Here is a 19,911-nt window from a genome sequence, read left to right as displayed (position 1 = left end):
TTGGCGAACCAAAAATATTTTAGCACCACAGGGGAGTTTTTTTTGTACCACGCTGAAAGCTTTTTGGAACCCTAGGCCTAGCCTAGGGTTTTCTTGTTTATAACAAAAAAGGTGATAGATTCTAAGTTCATCTATCACCTTCAATCCTATTCCCTTTGAATATTCCCATTCATGACCGATAAATTCACAGCAATATGTAACCCCTTACACCTTTCGTTTCAAAACAAAAAAGCATCCATCTCTAATAGATTATGAATGCTCAGATCACATGATGCAAAGGTGGTAGAATGTGAACAGGTCACACCCCACAAACTTTCCACCTAAACATCTTATATCGATTATATATCGCTTTTTACTCCACGTTTCGCTGCTCAACCTTCATGGCTTTATATCACTTAATAAACCTTTAAATGCAGTAATTGATCCGTGATCTTTCGTACCGCCTTACGAACAGCCTCCTTCAAATGAACTTCCTCTCCTTCTAGTTTTCTTTTTCATCAGTTAATTCGTATTCTTTTTTACATGATTCATCTTAATAGAATAATTGATTCGATAATAAGAAGGTGTCACTCCATATGTGTCTTTAAACTTTTTCGTAAAATAAGCCGGGTTATGATACCCAACCTTTATCGCTATTTCCTCAATCGTATCTTCACTTAAGATCACCATGTCTTTGGCAACCTTCATTCGCTCCCCTGTTACATAATCAACAAAATTTTCACCTGTATGCTTTTTAAAAATTCGGCTTAAATACCTCGGGCTTAAGTGAACAAAATCGGCAACAGCATTTAAAGATAAATCTTCCGCCAGATTTCCCCTAATATACGCCTTTATTTTTTCTATTACTTCCTTTCCTTTATTTTTCTCAGCATCTTCAATATAGACAAAGGTTTTTTCCACAACTGAATTTATCCATTTTTCAAACATGTCAATATTGGAAACTTGATAAAATCTTTCGTAAACGCTATCACTCAAAATATCACGGGTACTCAATTTTAAATCCTTTACATATTTATAATAATTGTAAACTAAATCATATAAGACCTGATGGCAATAATCTGCTGAGTAATCTCCATGTTTTATTGCAGCAATAACGTTTGAAAGTGCTCCTCGAACTTGTTTTTGATCTCTGCTTCTCAAAGATTTAACATATTCTTCTAACACTTCATCTAATGTTTCTTTATTCCCCTCCCTTTCTAAAAGATGCACATCAGATAAGATGACTTTAGCGGGAAAGAAATAATGGTATTTCATCAAAACTTTCACATCTTTATACGATTCATGCAAGAACAGTGGGCTCTTCTTCCATTTTCCAATCGCACCTACAATGTCCAGCATAAAATTGGAATGAAGATAGGAAGAGACATCATTAATCGTATTGTAAAGTATGGTTAAATCCTTTTTCTTCGAACCAACGACCACGTCAATTTGATGTTCCTCAGCAGATTCAACCGCCACCCCATTCAAGCCAGCTTCAGTAAGTTTTTCTTCTAATAAGGAAATAAGATTATAAATAATAAACTGACTATTTTCGATACTGATTTGTTCCATATAATCGGTATTCATTTTTATAGAAAAAGCTGTATAATATGAATTTGAGGTTTCCATCCGATCATTAAGCAATAGAAGCCGTTCTTTTAATTCCTCCTCATTTTTCACCTTTCCATTTAGAAGATCTATTGTTAACTTGCTTTTAATTATCGGTAAGTTTTCACTCAATGTGCTCTCAAGTCCGCTAACCTTTACAGATAAATTATTAATCAGATGATCGATGACCTTGTACTCATTTTTATCAGTAAATTGAATCTCATCCGAATCTCCAAATATACTTTTTGACTTATTGACTAATGTTTTAATAGGATTGTACATATTTCTTGTAAAGATATGAGAAATCATGATCCCTAAAATAACAACAATGAGTCCAATCAATAATAATGATTGTTGGATAGCATGTGATTTTTTATAGAAATTTTCAACCGGTGTGATACTTACCAGCTTCCAACCGTTAGAACTAATCGTCCTATAGGATACCATTGATTTAATTCCATTAAGATCTTCGGTAAAATTACGTTCTTTCTCATTTGAATTAATTATTTTTTGAATAAATGCCTTATCCAAATTAATTTTTTCATCTTTACTTTTAGCAACGATTCCATTTTCACTAAAAATAAAGATGTCCCCTGAGTCCTCTGAAGCAGAATTTGATAATAAATTCGAGAATGCACGGACATGGAGATGAATCGCCATATATCCCTTTTTCACCTGGTTTTCACCAAATGGGTATCCGCCCACTAACGTAACATAATCAGTCTTTTCAGTTTGATTCTGATAATCCAGCCAAATTAAGTTCTTATTAGCATTCTTGATTTCTTTTACCCATGTCATGGATTCATCCTCACTGGCTGGATAATCCATTCCTGATAAAGAGGAAATCATTAAATTATTATTTTTATAATAAATATCTACAGATTTAATCATTGCAGGGTTCATGGATACAACGTTTTGCAAATACGTATAAATACTATGAATTTTTGCGTGGTTTCCTGCAGGGGATTGCTCAAATAATGAAAAAAGCTCATTATTTTTTATTTGTGGAATGAATAGCTCTAAATAAACTTTTTCTGTCTTTTTAAAAATATTTTCGTTAAGTGTATTGCTCAAATACCCAAGCATTCGGTCATTAATACGTTCAATTTCTCTATTAAAATTAGCGGAAAAGTACACATATGAACTGATTCCCATAAAAGATATGGTAAATAGAATGATAATGATATAAGTAAAAATTAATTTATAAAAAACAGTGTTAAACTTGCTATACCATTTCAATGAACACACCCCCTATTGTCAAATCATAAGTTGAATTTCCTTCTTAATCTATAAATAGGAGAAGCACGATTGTAAATTCGCTCCCGTATTCTATTTAGTTACTCTTTTCGACTATTTTTTGCATAACTCCTTTTTATAACGCAGTACTTTTTAAATGTTATGACCGATATTGATCAAGCTTATTGACGACTAGTTGATGTGACTGATGAATATCGTCGGGCGAACATTTATCCTTTAATTCATAAACCTTTATTTGTGCAGCATCAATGATTTCAATAAATGGATCAAAATACTGATGCTCCCTACTATGCACATATGGACACCAATGGTCTGATAATCCGATTGTTTCATGGATGTGTACACCTAAAATCTTCCCTTTTATTTGCTCCTGGTGACTAGCACAATGATAGAGTCCCATCCGTTCCATCATCATGGCATGGCCAATATCATACCAAAGATAAACAGGGGCCTCTTTAAGATGATCAATGATTCGGCTCGCTTCCTCTAAAGTAGGAATTTGATAACATCTAGAACGAGTTTCAATTCCAATCCCTATGTTATACTGCTTTCTCGCAATATATTCACATGCTTCTTCCAAACTGTTTTGAATCCGTTCAATAAAGCCCTCACCATTTGTTTGCCTTTTTTCAATCATTTCCCTCCATAATACCTTGTATTCTTCGGAATCTTTTCCATAAGAATGATAGATTTTTCGCAGTTCAGCATCAATATTAGATGAAAAAGGAACCTCACCCGGATGAACCACCACTCCCCTTGCCCCTAGTTCTACACCGTATTCAACAGTCTGAATAAGATAATCAACGGCCTTTTTCCTTTTCTCCGAATCCTCAAATCCCAACATTAACGAATCTGTATCAAATTCTTTGTCATTGTTATAAGGAAAAACATTATGAACACTGGATATCCTGATCTCCCCCTGGTCAATTAACGGTCTAATTGAACTCAGCATTTCCTTTGTAACATGATAGTTTAGTTCAACTTGGGAAAAACCCAGCTTTTTGATCTCCTCAATCATTTCCTTACCTGTTTGATGCTTTTTTATATTCCAACAGGTTGAAAAGGAAAACTCACCTTTATCATGATTCATTACTATTCACTCCCTCTTCACGTTTTGAAGCAAGAAAGCTTGAGAGTATACATCATCTCAAGCTCTTGTCCTTCTAGGTTTATTTAATTGATTTATACCACTCGTTTGCTTCCTCTTTTAGGGTTTTCCCGCCCATTTGCTCCCACTTTTTTACAAATTCATCAAAATAGCTGACAGGTTTATCCCCAGTAATAATGGAAATATAGGCTTCATTTCTAATTTTTAATAACTCCGCTTTGTATTTCGATTCTGAAGGGAGTGCGGTCAATAGCTCATTTCTTATGGCACCTACATCATATTTGTGTTTTTTGGCAAATTCATTTCTTAATTCTTCCGTGTCCCAAATTGCAAACTCATTTGAGAACTTTCCAATACCGGAATCCTTCACATTTTCATATTCTGGAGTAACAACGCGTTCTCCTGGTCCTTTTTCTTCCCACATTTCACCTTTAATTCCCATGACTGATTCAAGATAGGTTTCTTTTGATGTCCCTGAGTTTTCATCCAGGATTTGCAGAATCTTTCCGAATTTGTCCGGCTCTTCTTCAAGCTGTGAGCCAAACGCAATGATTTTTCCAGAAATTAAATTCGGTGCATACAAGGCTCTTTTGCCTTCTGGACCAATTGGCGGCAGACCGTGAACAAGTGATTTAGCCGCTTCCGGATTTACCTTTATTAATTCATCGTAGTTTGTCCCGCCTTTGTCAGTCGGGCTATCTGTTAATGGACTATTCCAGTGGTAGTATTGAGCATGACCTGTAAAGCCAATTTTGCTGTTAATAAAGGCATGAGATATTCCCCAATAACCGCCTAAGTTCTCCCCTGTGATAAATTCCGGATCAAGCACTCCGTCCTCATACCACTTGTTTAACAATTTTAAGGCTTCCTTTACCTCAGGCTGCACAGCTCCGTTCACTAGTTCTCCGTCTCGTTCTTGCCAGAACCAGTCTTGCCAATCGTGCGGCCCATAACCTGGCAGATACCCAAATGCTCCGAAAATAGCTGGAATTCCGCTTAAAGATAATCCATATGTGTCATTTTTCCCATTCCCATCTGGATCTTCTTTTGCAAATTTATAAAAAGCTTCTTCAAACTCTTTCAATGTCTCAGGAGTTTTCGTGATTCCTACTTTTTTCAACCAATCCCCGCGCCAAACAATCGTTGTTCTGTAGTCTGAGACAGTCCTCATTTCCGGCAGACCATAGATTTTCCCATCTACTTTTGCATAGTTCAACCAATTCGGCTCAATCTTTGTTGCTTTTTCATACACATTAGGCATATATTTTTTAATCACTTCTTCATCAAAACCTAATAAAACACCTTGTTGAACTAATTTTGGAAGATTGCTAATATCAACACCATCTGCTATATAATCGGGAATTTCCCCTGCTGCAAACTTCAAGTTAAGGACTTCTTGTATATTTTGATGGTCTAAATTCCACATATTAAAATCAACATTAAATTTATCTTCGTAAAATTTCACCATTTTCCCATCTTGGCTAATCGGATCTGTGATATATGGCGCCCAATCAAGTTCATATTTTTTATCTTCCTTTGGAGCATATTTTTCAGCTGCAACCTTTTCCCCAGAAGATTCTTTTGATTCATCACCAGATACGCCACTCGAATTGTTACATGCAGATAATAAGAATGAAAAAACGAATAGTACGGTTAGAATGATCATGTTGGTTTTTTTCTTCATTTAAGCTCCCCCTTTGTTTACTTACTTGCTAAGACATTTTTATTATGACAATTCCGTTCTACCTTTCTATCCTTTAACAGAACCGATAAGCATTCCTTTTACGAAGTACTTCTGAACGAATGGGTAGATAATAAGAATTGGAATTGTTGTTATCATTACTGTTGCTGCTTTAATTGTTTCTGTATTGACCTTTTTCATATCCTCAGGCATAACAGATGACATGACCTCCATTTGTCCATCTAACACAATTCTTCTCATTACCATTTGCAGAACAGAGTTTTCTGGATCTGTCATATAAATGAGGCTGTCAAACCAAGCATTCCAGTGAAACACCGCATTCCATAACCCTAAGGTTGCGATGATTGGCATGGAAATCGGAATGACAATTTTCCATAAAATATAAATATCATTTGCACCATCTACTTTAGCTGCTTCTTCCAGCTCTGCAGGAAGCGACTGCATAAAGTTGCGGGCAATAATTAATTGAAACGGATTAACCAATACAGGTAAAATTAATGACCAAATTGAATTCATCATTCCAAGATCTTTAATGAGTAAATAAGATGGAATCATACCACCCTGAAAAAACATTGTGATGATAATAAATTTCGTCCAAAAGTTTCTGTGCGGGAAGTAGTTTTTTGCCAGTACATATGCAGCCGCAATGGTGACGAATACATTTAAAAATGTCCCAATGACAGTCCTTTTGACAGAATTGATAAACCCTGTAAGGACTTGATCATAACCCAAGACCTGTTCAAAGTTGTCAAAGGATATTTTTTCAGGAAAGATTCGTATTTGACTAAATGAGACATCTGACGGACTTAACGAAAGTGTTGCTAAGTATAAAAAAGGATAAATCGTTGTGACACAAAGCACAATCATAAATAGGATGTTGAAGATATCAAATATTCGTCCTGATAATGATGTTTCTTTCATTCCCTTTCCCCCTCGTTTGTCATTTACCAAAGGCTGTTTTCATTACCGCTTAATTTCCGGGCGATCATATTTGCAATTAATACCATTGCAAGTGAAATGGCATTTTTAAATAAACCTACTGCAGTAGCAAAGCTATATTGGAGATCGACCAGACCTTGTCGATAAATATAGGTGCTTGCCACATCACCGACACTATAAACGGCTGGATTGTATAAGTTAAACACTTGATCAAAATCATCCATAATTAACTTTCCAATAGATAAAACCGCCATAATCGTAATAACAGGGTACATGGAAGGCAATGTAATATTCATGACTCTTTGAAAACGATTGGCTCCATCCACCCTTGCTGATTCATACAATTCCGGATTAATTCCGGCAAGTGCAGCTAAATAAATTATCGTTCCCCAGCCGAGATCCTTCCACACATCAGTAGATACGAGGATCGAACGGAACCAATGCGTATCAGCTAAGAAGTAAATGGGTTCTATTCCCAATCCCTTAAGCAAAATATTAATCGGACCGATAGAAGGCGAAAAGAATTGAGTGAAAATACCAGCCAGGATCACCCATGATACAAAGTGCGGAAAATAGGATACAGTTTGTACGACTCTTTTAAAAATAACATTCCGCAATTCATTTAACAGAAGGGCAAAGATGATTGGTGCCGGGAATCCAAAAATAAATTTATAGGTACTAATTAAAATGGTGTTGCGGAACACTTCCCAAAAGCTATCCAACTGAAATAAATAAATGAAATGGTCAAAACCTACCCACTCACTACCCAATATTCCGTCCATAAACTTATAATCTTTAAAAGCGATTTGCAGGCCATAAAGTGGTCCATATGCAAAAACGGCGAAATAAAGCAGTGTCGGTAAAATTAAGATCGTTAAGTACTTATATTTCCAATACTTATAAAATTCAGACTTCTTAAACAGTAATGAGATCTTTTTTTCTTTTCGTGCAGCTGTTTGAATATGCTCTAATTTCACCATCGAGCCCCCTTTATCGAGTTAAGTTGTAAGCGCTTAACAAGACTTTATAAGGAATTTCACTTGTTTTCAATAACAATAATTCTACCTTCTAGGCAAAGTGCAATTATTGATAATCTTAATTTTTTCTATTAGCTATCTATTTTTCTCCTATTTTAGCTTGATTTCAATGACTCGATCGAATGGCGTCATAAGGTTTAACGATAAGTGTTTACATCCTGCTGAATGTTCATCTTCACGAAGCGTATCCAACCAATGGTCATGAGAACCTGGTGAGATTTCAATCGAATGATTTCCTACAGAGTAAGCTGCCTTGCCCTCAGTTAAGAAGTATTGCTCATTCCGAACATGTTTCACTCCTTCTCCACTAAATGTTCCCTCTTGATCAAAAATAAACGTTATTTGTGTAAAAACCTCTTCCAATTGGTCGCTCTTAATGTGAAGCTTCCACACGTCTTTCCCTGGAGTGATCGTCACTGTAATTTCGTGCTTCTGAAGATGGGTAATCTCACGATGCTGATGTGGAAGTAAATACCACGGAATACTGTTACCATCAATACTCTGCAGTTCATCTAAAAAAGGCTTCGGAATAGGCGAGTTATACCCTTTCTCCATCACAGCACTTAACACATAGCCTTCATTCTGTTCTTTTAATTCATCAAAATAAACAATCCCTGGTGAAAAAGCAGTTGCAATCTTTGTCCCTAACAGTCTCACTTTTCCATGACGAAGTGAAAAAAATGAAGGAGTATTGGTCATGATCGTCGCGCTCGTATCTTTTTTTCGATAACGGACAATTGGTGACCCAAACGCTGTATGTGGGGCACTGTGCAAAATTTTCAGATGATGGCCTACATTAGCAACCCTGCTTAAATACTCAGAACGAGGAAACTGCTTATTGATGATTTTCACATATTCATTAGGAATAGACTGCCGTTCCCCCTCATTATTCATTCTGTCCGGATATAGCAGATGTCCAATCATCGCATTAGAATCAACACTGCCAGGTTCTGTTACACTTTCAGCTGCCAAGTCTGCCATATACGCAAAAAGCGGATTTTTATCATGTGCTGCCATTAAGCGATAAATGAAATAATAGTTTGCTAAATTAGATGTCACTCCAAAATCTTGTCTACCTGAATAATCTGTAACAACTTCTCCTGAGGGATGAACAAGATATTGCATTAATTCTAAATTCCTTCTAACAGGCTCGAGTAGCTCTGGGCGATTTAAATTTTGTGCAGCATGGTAAAGCATATTGTTGTTCACTGCATTATAAATTCCATTGCTTCGTTCCGTCCATTCTCCATCCTCTGTATAATCTAATCCTTCCGCTAACCATTCTTCAGCACGGCTTACTAACGCTTCGTTAGGAAATAGTTGATTTAAAAAGGATAGGGCAGCGGTCAGAACCCAGCGATGATTTGGAGTGTGGCAGCCCCCAGTGAGAAGGACAGGCACAGTCCGTTCTAAAAAAAGCTTCAGATTGGCACAAACATCATCGTACATGTCCGATGATTGCTTGTTTAATAACAAATAAACCTGTGATAAACCTACAACGACAAACCCTGTATCAGGCGGAGAATGATAATTCGTTGATCCTAACGAAATCGTTCCATCCTGATGCTGATACCTTAGCATATATTCAGACATTTTTCGTAAGCGTTCAATTAATTCCTCATTTTGATAAAACTGAGAATCTGGGTTTACAATAGCGGCAACCCAGGCCGCCATAACTCTTGGTGTATTTCCGTGGCTTGGCATGGCAACTCCCATAATCGGATCAATAATGCCGCCAAAATATTTACTGGTCGGATCAAGGTCTTGGTAATCCAGCATTTTCCTTGTAAAAGATTCATTCGTTTGTAGAATTTTTTGATACATTGTTAATCCCCCTTGCTATTGTAATGAAGATTTCCTGTACTTCCTGAAAAAAATATTTCTTTTGTGTTTCCCTAACAATAGTGTGTATTTTCAAAACACTCAACCCCAAAAATTCGTCTTTCTATCAAAATGTCAACTTTTTTAAGCTTTTTATTTTTGACTTTACTGAAATATACACGCACCTCTGCCAATAAAATATTCGCTTTTTTGAAAGGGCAATTTTTTTATTGAGGGTTTGGAAAGAGCACTTCTATAATGTAGAAAAGTCATTCTGAAGGTATTTCTTTAAAGTGGGAAGTGGAGGATTACTTTCCGTTTATTTCTTCATGATAAACGTTCATGGTCTTATTCCATTATAAGGTGATGAATATTAAACCCCAAGAAAACCTCTGCTAATACACAGACGGGCTTACTTGGTAATACTAAAATGGAATTTAGAGATATGGATTACACTATCAATTAACTGCAAAACAAGACGATTATTTCCCAGAAAATACACTCTTCGACTGAAACTGATAGCGAGGAACTACATTAATTGTCATAAAAAGGTTAGATAATAATTAAGAACCAGGAGGGAATATTTTCCTAATTAATCTTCCTTTGAAAGGTTAGTGTGTAAGCTTCTTCGTAAACCATTTCTTTAGAAGGGAATTGTCCACTGACAGAGTTTTCATTAGATGGAAATGATTACCTACTCTATTCTTGTAACACGATCTTACCAGTTAATGTACTAATTGCTCCGCTTTCAACTAAAATAAAGGATTAAACCCTAAAAAAGTCTGTCACTCCAGGACATAATAATCCCTTTGTGACAGATTACACCAATGTATATATCCAACTTTATTATCGATAACTACTTACATTAATACTACTTTGCCTTATTCCCCAAGTTCTTCCTTTCTTCTTTGTTCACTTCCAATCACTCCTTCATTTTTGTAAACTTCTTTCAAATCATCTCTAACACTATCTTTTGAAAGAGCAACATTTGAGCGGTAAGCCGCACGTACAATGACATGGGCTGCAACTGGTGCCGTAAGAAAAACAAAGAAAATACCAAGAAATAACCGGATGCTGAAAATTCCCTCCATGATAAAAAAGAGAAAGGTACCAACTAGAATAAAGAGGACACCCATTGTTGATCCTTTTGAAAGTGCATGTGAGCGTGTATACAGATCAGGGAGGCGAATGAATCCAATTGCACTTAAAAAACTGAAAATGGTACCAAGCAATATTAAACTAACTGCAATCAGTTCAATCTGAATGATTACGCTCAATGACCACACCTCTTTCAATATATCTCGCAAAGGCAATTGTCCCAATAAAGGAGAGAATGCCAATTAATAAAATCACTTCAAAAAAACCAGTACTTCTTAGCAAAACTGAAAATATAGCCACTCCTGATATTAAATGAATCCCTAATGCATCGAGTGCCTGCACCCTATCAGGTGCTGTCGGCCCTTTTACCAACCGAAAAATCGTAGCAAAAATGGCAAAACTCAAGAAAATTAATGAACAAATTAATATTCCCTGTATCATGAACGTGTCACCCTCTTAATAGCCTTTTCAAATTTATTTTTAGAATGAAGAACGGCATCGCTTGATTCCGGGATATCCATCGCATGAATATAAAACGTTTTACTGTTCGAAGAAACCTCCACCACAACCGATCCCGGAGTCAGTGTTAGCAGTAAGGCCAATAAGGTAATCTCCAAATCTCCTTCCAACTCCGTTTCCAATGTGAAAATACCTGGAGTAATATTGATTCTAGGCCGTGTCACCTGTCGAATAACCAATATACTGGATGTAAATAGTTCAATGATAAATACAAGAAAAAGCCGAACAATGGCAAACAATGTCACCAAATAAAATTTTGTTGGTAAATATCTTCTCAGGATAAAAAGGACCAACAAACCAAATAAGTAACCGCTAAAGAATGTTAAAACACTCCAATCATCTTGAAGGAACATCCAGATAACACCGATTAATAGATTTATTAATACTTGCATGGGCATGGCTGCCACCCCTTTCCACCATCAAAAATACGATTAGGTTATTGCCTTTGGCCGCTTCCCAATACAGCTTCAATATAAATGCTTGGATTCATTAAGCCTTCAACAGCATCATCAACATAAGCATGAATACCTTCCGCACCTAAGCCCAGGGCAATTGTTAACATGGTCAGAATTCCGATAGGTAACATTAACCCTTTGGTTGTCCCTTTCTCATCCTCCTCCGTTAAGTCCGTATAACCCCAAAAGCAATTCATAAAGATTTTCATAATCGAATACAAAACCATAAGGCTGGTAAATAATCCGATCCCACCTAGCCAAAAGTATCCTGCTTCAAAAGTTCCTTCTGAAATAAAAATCTTTCCTAAAAAGCCGCTTAATGGCGGAATTCCTGATAGTGATAAGGCGGCAATAAAAAACATCCAGCCTAATCCCGGGTGCAGCCGGATAAGACCACTTATTTCATTAAGTTTACTCGTTCCTGTAAGATGAATGATTGTTCCACCTAATAGGAAAATGAGAGCTTTAACAATCATATCGTGGATTAAATAGAATAATGATCCCGTCATCCCTTCCGTTGTGAAAGAAGCCGCTCCGGCTAAAATAAATCCCACTCCTACAATGACGTTATACGTTAATATTTTCTTAATATCTCCATAAGCTACAGCACCTATCGCTCCTAATATCATCGTTACAGCTGCTAATATCCCGATTAATAAATGCGTAACTTGCGGGTCATGATAAAAGACTAACGTAAAAACTCTAATAATCGCATAAATCCCTACCTTAGTTAATAGTGCGGCAAATATGGCAGCAACTACAGTAGGTGGAGCACTATAAGAACCAGGAAGCCAATAAAATAGAAATAAACCGGCTTTTAAACTAAACACAATTAAAAATAGAATCGCTACCGTATTCATAAGTCCCTCTTGGCCAACCTCTGCTACCCGAATCGAAAGATGAGCAAAATTCAACGTACCAGTTATGGCATATAAATAGGCAATGGCAACGAGAAATAGAAAAGATGAGATGATGTTGATTAGAATATACTTGATAGACTCCCTTAGTTGAATTCTCGTTCCTCCATGGGAAATCAACACATAGGAAGAAACCAACATCACTTCAAAGCAGACAAACAAATTAAAAATATCCCCTGTAAGGAATGAGCCATTTACCCCTGTAATGAGACATAAAAACAAAGGGTAAAAGTAGTAAGATTCCCGTTCTCTCCCGATCGAGTGAAAAGCATATAATAAGCAACATAAGGAAACAATACAGGTCACAAGGACAAGTAAAACTGAAAACATATCAGCGACCAAACTTACACCAAAGGGGGCTTCCCAACCTCCTAAATGCAGGTATTGAATCCCCTCTTTTTCAATCTGGACCATTAAATAAATGGCCACGGCACCAACCACTACGGTTGATAAAATACTAAGAACCCTTTGGAAATTAATATTTTTCTTCCAAATAACCATCATCATCCCTGTTATGATCGGGATAATGATGGGCAATATCACTAAATTATTCATTCTCAATACCTCCAAGTTGCTCTGTATCATCCGTGCCCAAAACTTTATAAGCCCGGTAACTCAACACTAAAAACAGAGCAGTTGTGGCGAAATTTATGACAATCGCCGTTAATAAGAGGGCTTGCGGCAATGAATCAGCATAGGTAAGATTCTTTATTCCAAGGAGCGGCGGACCTCCCTTTTTTAACCCTCCCATCGTGATAATGAGTAAATTAACGCCATGACCAAGAATCGATGTTCCTAAAATAATTTGCAATAAACGTTTCGTCAAAATCAAATAAATACCTATAGCAAATAATATTCCGACAAGGATGGACATTAACGTTTCCATTATCGATCATCACCTATACTCAATATGATCGTGATGGAGGTGCCAATGACCGCCAACGCTACCCCTACATCAAAAATCACTGCTGTTGCCAATTCCGTCTTTCCAAAAACAGGCAGATTAAAATAACCAAAAGACTGAGATAAAAACGGTGCATTAAACATCAAAGAGCCGACCCCTGTCAGAACAGAAATTAAGACCCCCACCGCAGCCAGAACTTTAAAATCTACCGGAATATTTTTAAGAACCGTTTCAATATCAAACGAAAGAAATAAAAGGATTAACGCAGATGCAAAGGCCAGTCCTCCGATAAATCCACCGCCAGGATAATGATGGCCTGAGATAAATAGATTAATGGCAAATGTTAGAATGATCACGACTGCCACTTTTGTGACACTTCTGATGATGACATCATTTGGTTCCTTCATTTTTATCCCCTCCTGATATTCTTAGTTTTATTAAGGTATACACCCCTATACCAGCAATGCATAGCACCAAAATTTCCAGCATGGTATCAAACCCTCGGAAGTCAACGAGGATCGCATTTACGATATTTTTAGCACCGGCCAATTCATAGGAATTCTCATAATAACTTGAAATCGATTCGAATAAACGATTTCCATTTGCAGATAGTGCAACAATGGTAACAACCACACCCACGCCAATCGAGATCACAGCATTTACTGCTTTAAACCTCACACGACTTACTTCTTTCCGAAGCTGAGGTAAATGATAGAAACATAAGAGGAATAAGGCTGTTGTAACTGTCTCTACTACCAATTGGGTTAAGGCCAAATCCGGTGCTCGAAATAAGACAAAGAAAAAAGATACAAGAAAACCTAGTCCCCCAACAGCAACAATACTGGTCATTCTATTCTTCGAAAAGAGAACCGTTAATGCCGTAATGACCATAGCAATCATTAATCCTGCTTCAAAAAAATTAACAGGTGCATCAGCAGAGGGGTTAAAGGAAAAGCCATCGAACAACAACATCGACCCGCCTAAGAGAAGGATGATAAATGAAAAAATATAGACGAGATAATGACGAATAAATCCTGTCATATAGCGATTAGTAATCAATCGAGAAACATTCTCCATCTTTTCTATCCCAAGGTTATACATATTATTTAATGTTAAACCCTCTGGATAAACGTGATAAATTCGATGCCATTTTTTCAAATAAACATATAATAGCGTTCCAACGCCTATCACTCCAAGAGTCATAAATAGCTCTGTATTCCAACCATGCCAAGCACTAATTTTGACATGTAGTTCTCCTTCTTGAGCAAGTGTTGGCAAAACAGCCATTAAAGCTGGTTTTAATAAATAGTGTGAAAGGACATTTGGGAAAAAGAACATCACAATGACTAGGGAAGCAAGAACTAGCGGGGGAATTAACATCCCAATTGGTGCCTCATGCACTTCCCTGCCCAGTTTTTCAGGCTTATTTTTGCCTCTAAACGTTTTAAATACTAAAATCATGCTGTACACAAATGTAAACACACTGGCAATCCATGCGATGATAGGAATGATTATCCCAATATAGTCCGCATTAAAAGCCGACAGTTGTGCCGTATTTAAAACGGCTGTAAAGAACATTTCCTTACTTAAAAAACCGTTAAAGGGAGGAAGACCTGCCATAGCGAAACCGCCGATTACAGCAAGGGTAAAGGAAGTCGGCATTAAATGGATCAAGCCACCAAGCCTTCGAATATCACGCGTTCCCGTCTCATGGTCAATGATGCCAACAACCATAAACAGGCACCCTTTAAAGGTTGAATGGTTCACTAAGTGGAAGATCGCAGCAAAAATGGCCACTGCATATACGGTGGAATCATCTCCAATCTTGAAATACAATGATGCAGAACCAAAACCAAGCAGGCTCATGATTAAACCTAATTGACTTATGGTTGAGTATGCCAGTAAAGCCTTAAGGTCTGTTTGTCTTACAGCATTTACCGAGCCATATAATAAAGTAATGATCCCTACACCTGACACGATCCAGAACCATTCAGCAGATCCTCCAAAAACGGGTGTGAGGCGGGCAACAAGGTAGATTCCCGCTTTAACCATGGTAGCAGAATGTAAATAGGCACTGATTGGTGTAGGTGCTTCCATTGCGTCTGGCAACCAAATGCTGAATGGAAACTGTGCTGATTTAGTAAACGCACCAATGAGAATCAGGATCATTGCCGGAAAAAATAATGAGTGTGAAGGAAAAACCGCTGCACGACTCACCATTTCACGGATACTATACGTGTCCGAGATCATGGCAAGCATAATTAATCCTGCCAGCATCGCAAGTCCGCCAAATATCGTAATCAACATAGACTTTTGCGCACCATATCGTGATTTTTCACGTTCATACCAGTAGGCAATTAATAAGAAGGAAGACACGCTTGTCATTTCCCAAAATACATATAAAACAAAAATATTATCAGAAAAAACCAGACCAAGCATCGCTCCCATAAACAACAATAAGTAAACATAGAAATTATGAAGCGCCTCGCGATGTTTCGACATATAGTAAATGGAATAGAGAATAACTAGAGTACCGATCCCTGCAATTAATAATCCGAAAACGAGACTTAATCCGTCCACATGAGTTGTAAAGTTAATATTATATGAAGGAAGCCACTGTACAGTAGCTGTGAATGTATTTCCTTGCGAAATTGTGGGTATAAAGGTTAAAAGGTTACTAAATATCAATAATGGTACGAAAAGGACAAACCATCCCGTATGTATGCGGGGTGTGAATTTCTTATATAGGTACGGGACCGCTATTGCAAAGATAAATGGAATTAAGATCATTAGGTGTAACCAAGACATCATTTCCCCTCCCGATAAAATATTAGTTATAAAATCCACATTTCAACGATTGACTGAATGTGTAGCATACGTTATAGTCATACATAGTTTATTGTAAAATGGTATTTTTTTAGGTTAATTCACAGCCATACTGAGGTGAACGAATAATGAAGAGAATAAAGGGACGCATGGACGAAAGCATCCTCGTCTGTGTATATTATGGTCCTAATGGAGAACGTCTCATACAACGGGGCTGTAAGATTGCCAATATGCTTGATTGTCCTCTTTACATCCTGACCGTTGATCCTAAACCCTTTGATGATCTGGATGCAGAAAAGACAAGTTATATTACACGATGGAAACAGTTAGCAGAGCAACATAGCGCTGATGCCTTCATTATGAAAGATAATGAACAAAGACCCATTACAAAAGTAATTGCAGAGGTTGCACGAGAAAAGAACATTACACAGATTATTCTTGGCCAAACAGCTCAAAGTCGCTGGGAACAAATCGCAAAAGGGTCTATTATCAACTCGTTACTGCGTGAAATTCCCTTTGTAGACCTGCATATTATTTCTGTATCACGTTATCTTAAAAATCCTGATAGACATTTTGAAAAAGGAGTACGTGCTTATTTGATAAAGGAGCACGGCCAATACCGCCTAATCTTTAAACATACAAAGGATATTGAGTATGAAGGAATTTTCTTTAAGGAATATGGAACTGACTTTAACAACGGTATTTTCAAATTTATGAAAGATAAAGAAACCTTACAAGTCCAAGTACATGAAGATATCGTGACAAACTTAACAAATGTTGAAATGAATTCGAATTTAAACTCTGATGACGATTACTTATAAATTTCTCCCTCCACCATTGGTGGAGGCTTTTTATTTAGTTCCAACTTGTTTACAAATTAATATCGACTCTAATCATATCTTGATCTTGTTTATTTATCCCGATATAGCGCAGTGTTTCAGAGGGGGACTGATGATGATAAATGTCCATTATAATTGAAATAGCGATCCCCTTCCGATAGGCATGATATCCAAATGTTTTTCTAAGTGTGTGCATTCCAATTTTCTCTTTTATCCCAACCTCTTCCGCTGCTTTATGGATAATCCGATAAGCCTGCTGACGAGTAATCGGCTGGTTATTCTTTTTCGACTTAAACAAATAATCATTTTCATTAAACTCTCGGCTGCTTAAATATTTTTCTAACTCCATTCGAATGGAATGATTAATATAATGCGCCCGTGTATGGCCACTTTTCTCATCTTTTAAATATAAAAATTCCTTAATTTGCTCCCCATCCCATACATCGATAACCTTTAAAGAAAGTAAATCACTTACCCTAATTCCTGTATTGATCCCAAAGACAAAAAGCAATAAATCCCTTTGCGATTGTTTCCTTAATATGTTCTTTATTGCATTTATACTCTCAATATCTCTAATAGGATTAACATACTCCATATGCTTTCCTCCCAGGATAGGTTACATAATAATATATTAGCACATATTAAGTAACATTACCAAAAGATATGCAAAATATTCTTTTTAACGAATGAAAAAGCAGTTTTATCACAATCTTTTATCATCAAAAAAGAGCGTAATGATTACGCTCTTTTTATTTTTTAAAAGTTAAATAAGATGAACAAAGCTGTATCAATCCAATGAATTTTTAACAATAAGCCGTCCTAATTGTAAGGAGTCCTTCCGAGTTATTTAATTTTTCCTAATTCGTCTATAAAGGCCGGTCTTTTTCTATATAAGCCCATTAGTTCGTTGATTAATTCCATTTGTTTTGGTTTACCTGCAATCTTTTTATATCTCTTAATTTTGTGACATAGCCCTTGATAATCTCTTCGATTGGATGAAGTTCTTGCTACAGATTCTATAAATTCTTTATAAATTTCGATGACTTCTTCTTTAAATTGTTTAACTAGCTTCTCAGCGTAATCTTCAATATATCTAGGATTATCTCTGACAAATTCCAAGATTTCTTCAAGATCATTTTCTCGCTCTATCATTTTAAGGAATATACGATTAGCATTCCATCGTTTTATAGTCTTCAGTTCTTGTTTTAAGTTTGAATAGAATTCACCTTGATTTTCCGAAGCTAATTCTTTTAAGTCTTGGTAATACTCAAAATCACCAGCAAGCAAAAGTTCCTTGGCTAATGTTTGCTGTTCTTCTTTTAATGAAAGAAATTTATATGCTAGATACCGATATTTTTTCCACTTAGATATTAATCCTGGGTATTGTTGATCCTGCGCTTCTCCTTCTTTAGCCACTTCGATAACTTTATGGTAGTTTTTCCCTTGAAGATATTTATTCAGTAATTGCTCTCTGAAGGATGAAAACTGAAGATGCTCTTTAATAAATTGTTCCGCTTCTTCTTGTGTACCATATTGCTCAATTAGCTGAAACAATAGCTGGAGCAACCTTTCATTACTATAGTGCATGTACCTGTCGCTTGATTTTTTATCAAGCATGGACTCGATTTTCATTCTTAGCTGCTTCCTAAGTATTTCCTCATCTGCAAATTCACAACAAATTTTTAGTAAATCAATCTTGTAATCGAGCCAGCCATCAAAAACCTCGTTATCGGTCTGATCTAATAGTTTCTCAAATAATTCTGCTCTTTGATGGTCATTCTGGCTAGTGGCAATTTCCTCTATTAATTCTAGTGTTTCCGTGACGAGAAAACCTATATCTCCACTGGAATCGTCCGCATATTGAAACGCACCAATGGCTTCCTCAAGCAATAGCAATGCAATATCTAATGCTAGCAGTACATTTTCAGTATCCCTTGCTTTTTCTAGAATATCATCCAGATCTCTTACAAAAGCTCCCGTATTTCGATACTTAATAAAACCTTCTCTACCTGTATACTTTCTCACAATCGCATTGATTAACTCCCGACATATCTCAAGCTCCTGTTGACTGTCTCCGTTTGAATACTTAACGATGAGACTGTTTTCTAACGTAGCATCATGATTTGCGACATTTATAATAATATTTATCAATTCTTCTTTCGATAGATTACTTAAAACCTCTTGAATCGTTGTTTGCTTGCGGGGCTTGCTCGTTAAATTGTCATTAGTAGTTTCATGATTTAACATTTCAAATAGTTGAAAATATGCAGCAACTTCGTGTTTACATACAGGTCCAAAATCATAGGGACAATCGCACTCGGAATATAAAATGTCTCCATTATCACTAATCTCAACTAACACTTCGTAGTCATCGCTTCCTTCAATATGAAAAATATACTCGTTTTCGCCTTTTTCATAGGCTTCGACGACATTTCCTTCAATGTAATAGCTGTATCCTCTGTCTAATATCGTTTTGTTTATATCGTTTTCAAAATTATTAATGTTCATCTCCAATCCCTCGCCTATTCCACATAAATGTTCATTTCTATCCTATTTGGCTTCATTTCCTAAAAGGTTTGATTGTCTAAAGCTTTATCATTCACTCGAGGTCCACTTCCTTATTTTCCACATTCCCTAGATATTTTCTTAGTAACGCTTCAGCCTCTTTAATCCCATCCTTAGTTAAATAAACGGATTTCGATCTGATACTCCCTCGAATTAAATCCTTTTCTGTAAGTTCATTCAAGACCTCAAATGGATACCCTTTCCAGCTTCTCCTCATTTCTGCGGGAAGATCATTTTCTTTCCATGATGTTAAATATAGTAATAACAGAGTAAGCTCCTTAATCTTTTCCTCCATGTCTAAAAAGCCCCTTTCTATGCAACGTTTATTTTAGCTTAT

17 protein-coding genes are annotated in these 19,911 nt (G+C 36.5%); 1 reads left to right on the top strand and 16 read right to left on the bottom strand.

Annotated features, from left to right (window positions below; translation table 11 throughout):
• Positions 1-501: 501 nt before the first annotated feature.
• The 13 genes from Q1B07_RS09385 to Q1B07_RS09325 all read right to left on the bottom strand — a co-directional run bounded on the left by Q1B07_RS09385 (position 502) and on the right by Q1B07_RS09325 (position 16,152).
• On the bottom strand, positions 502-2,826 hold the full coding sequence (locus Q1B07_RS09385; RefSeq protein WP_299088966.1) for an AraC family transcriptional regulator: 2,325 nt from the start codon (positions 2,824-2,826) through the stop codon (positions 502-504).
• Between the two features lie 157 nt (positions 2,827-2,983).
• Entirely contained in the window at positions 2,984-3,934 is a 951-nt protein-coding gene (locus Q1B07_RS09380; protein WP_299088965.1) for a TIM barrel protein, read from the bottom strand.
• A gap of 79 nt (positions 3,935-4,013) precedes the next feature.
• Complete coding sequence (locus Q1B07_RS09375) at positions 4,014-5,636, bottom strand: extracellular solute-binding protein (protein ID WP_299088964.1); 1,623 nt, start codon at positions 5,634-5,636, stop codon at positions 4,014-4,016.
• A 66-nt stretch (positions 5,637-5,702) separates the two neighbouring features.
• Entirely contained in the window at positions 5,703-6,575 is an 873-nt protein-coding gene (locus Q1B07_RS09370; RefSeq protein ID WP_299088962.1) for a carbohydrate ABC transporter permease, read from the bottom strand.
• Positions 6,576-6,598: 23 nt separating this feature from the next.
• Positions 6,599-7,573, bottom strand: a complete 975-nt coding sequence (locus tag Q1B07_RS09365; protein WP_299832628.1) for a sugar ABC transporter permease — start codon at positions 7,571-7,573, stop codon at positions 6,599-6,601.
• Between the two features lie 147 nt (positions 7,574-7,720).
• A complete protein-coding gene (locus Q1B07_RS09360; protein ID WP_299088960.1) occupies positions 7,721-9,454 on the bottom strand; it encodes a hypothetical protein in 1,734 nt (577 codons plus the stop codon).
• An 878-nt stretch (positions 9,455-10,332) separates the two neighbouring features.
• On the bottom strand, positions 10,333-10,728 hold the full coding sequence (mnhG, locus tag Q1B07_RS09355) for a monovalent cation/H(+) antiporter subunit G (protein ID WP_299088958.1): 396 nt from the start codon (positions 10,726-10,728) through the stop codon (positions 10,333-10,335).
• Positions 10,706-10,990 (bottom strand): Na(+)/H(+) antiporter subunit F1, encoded by a 285-nt coding sequence (locus tag Q1B07_RS09350; RefSeq protein WP_299088957.1) that lies wholly within the window; start codon positions 10,988-10,990, stop codon positions 10,706-10,708. The genes mnhG and Q1B07_RS09350 overlap by 23 nt, the downstream gene beginning before the upstream one ends.
• Entirely contained in the window at positions 10,987-11,466 is a 480-nt protein-coding gene (locus Q1B07_RS09345; protein ID WP_299088956.1) for a Na+/H+ antiporter subunit E, read from the bottom strand. The genes Q1B07_RS09350 and Q1B07_RS09345 overlap by 4 nt, the downstream gene beginning before the upstream one ends.
• A gap of 38 nt (positions 11,467-11,504) precedes the next feature.
• Positions 11,505-12,995, bottom strand: a complete 1,491-nt coding sequence (locus Q1B07_RS09340) for a Na+/H+ antiporter subunit D (protein WP_299088954.1) — start codon at positions 12,993-12,995, stop codon at positions 11,505-11,507.
• Complete coding sequence (locus tag Q1B07_RS09335; RefSeq protein WP_299088953.1) at positions 12,988-13,326, bottom strand: Na(+)/H(+) antiporter subunit C; 339 nt, start codon at positions 13,324-13,326, stop codon at positions 12,988-12,990. The genes Q1B07_RS09340 and Q1B07_RS09335 overlap by 8 nt, the downstream gene beginning before the upstream one ends.
• Complete coding sequence (locus Q1B07_RS09330) at positions 13,326-13,751, bottom strand: Na(+)/H(+) antiporter subunit B (protein WP_299088950.1); 426 nt, start codon at positions 13,749-13,751, stop codon at positions 13,326-13,328. Before Q1B07_RS09330 ends, Q1B07_RS09335 begins: the two co-directional genes overlap by 1 nt.
• A complete protein-coding gene (locus tag Q1B07_RS09325; RefSeq protein ID WP_299088949.1) occupies positions 13,735-16,152 on the bottom strand; it encodes a Na+/H+ antiporter subunit A in 2,418 nt (805 codons plus the stop codon). The genes Q1B07_RS09330 and Q1B07_RS09325 overlap by 17 nt, the downstream gene beginning before the upstream one ends.
• A gap of 146 nt (positions 16,153-16,298) precedes the next feature.
• Here Q1B07_RS09325 and Q1B07_RS09320 point away from each other — a divergent pair, with 146 nt between their 5' ends.
• Positions 16,299-16,991 carry a universal stress protein gene (locus Q1B07_RS09320; protein ID WP_299088948.1) on the top strand — a complete coding sequence of 231 codons (693 nt, stop codon included), beginning with the start codon at positions 16,299-16,301 and terminating at the stop codon, positions 16,989-16,991.
• A gap of 49 nt (positions 16,992-17,040) precedes the next feature.
• On the opposite strand, the gene Q1B07_RS09315 is transcribed toward Q1B07_RS09320, so the two are convergent.
• The 3 genes from Q1B07_RS09315 to Q1B07_RS09305 all read right to left on the bottom strand — a co-directional run bounded on the left by Q1B07_RS09315 (position 17,041) and on the right by Q1B07_RS09305 (position 19,869).
• Positions 17,041-17,604 carry a tyrosine-type recombinase/integrase gene (locus tag Q1B07_RS09315; protein WP_299088947.1) on the bottom strand — a complete coding sequence of 188 codons (564 nt, stop codon included), beginning with the start codon at positions 17,602-17,604 and terminating at the stop codon, positions 17,041-17,043.
• Positions 17,605-17,852: 248 nt separating this feature from the next.
• Entirely contained in the window at positions 17,853-19,517 is a 1,665-nt protein-coding gene (locus Q1B07_RS09310; protein ID WP_299088946.1) for a hypothetical protein, read from the bottom strand.
• Positions 19,518-19,608: 91 nt separating this feature from the next.
• Positions 19,609-19,869, bottom strand: a complete 261-nt coding sequence (locus Q1B07_RS09305; protein ID WP_299088945.1) for a DUF6429 family protein — start codon at positions 19,867-19,869, stop codon at positions 19,609-19,611.
• Between the last annotated feature and the right edge of the window lie 42 nt (positions 19,870-19,911).

It is taken from the genome of uncultured Metabacillus sp., from assembly GCF_947503125.1.
Taxonomy (GTDB): Bacteria; Bacillota; Bacilli; order Bacillales; family Bacillaceae; genus Metabacillus.
The sequence above is the reverse complement of the archived record's forward strand: the minus strand, read 5'-3'. Positions and strand labels throughout refer to the sequence as shown.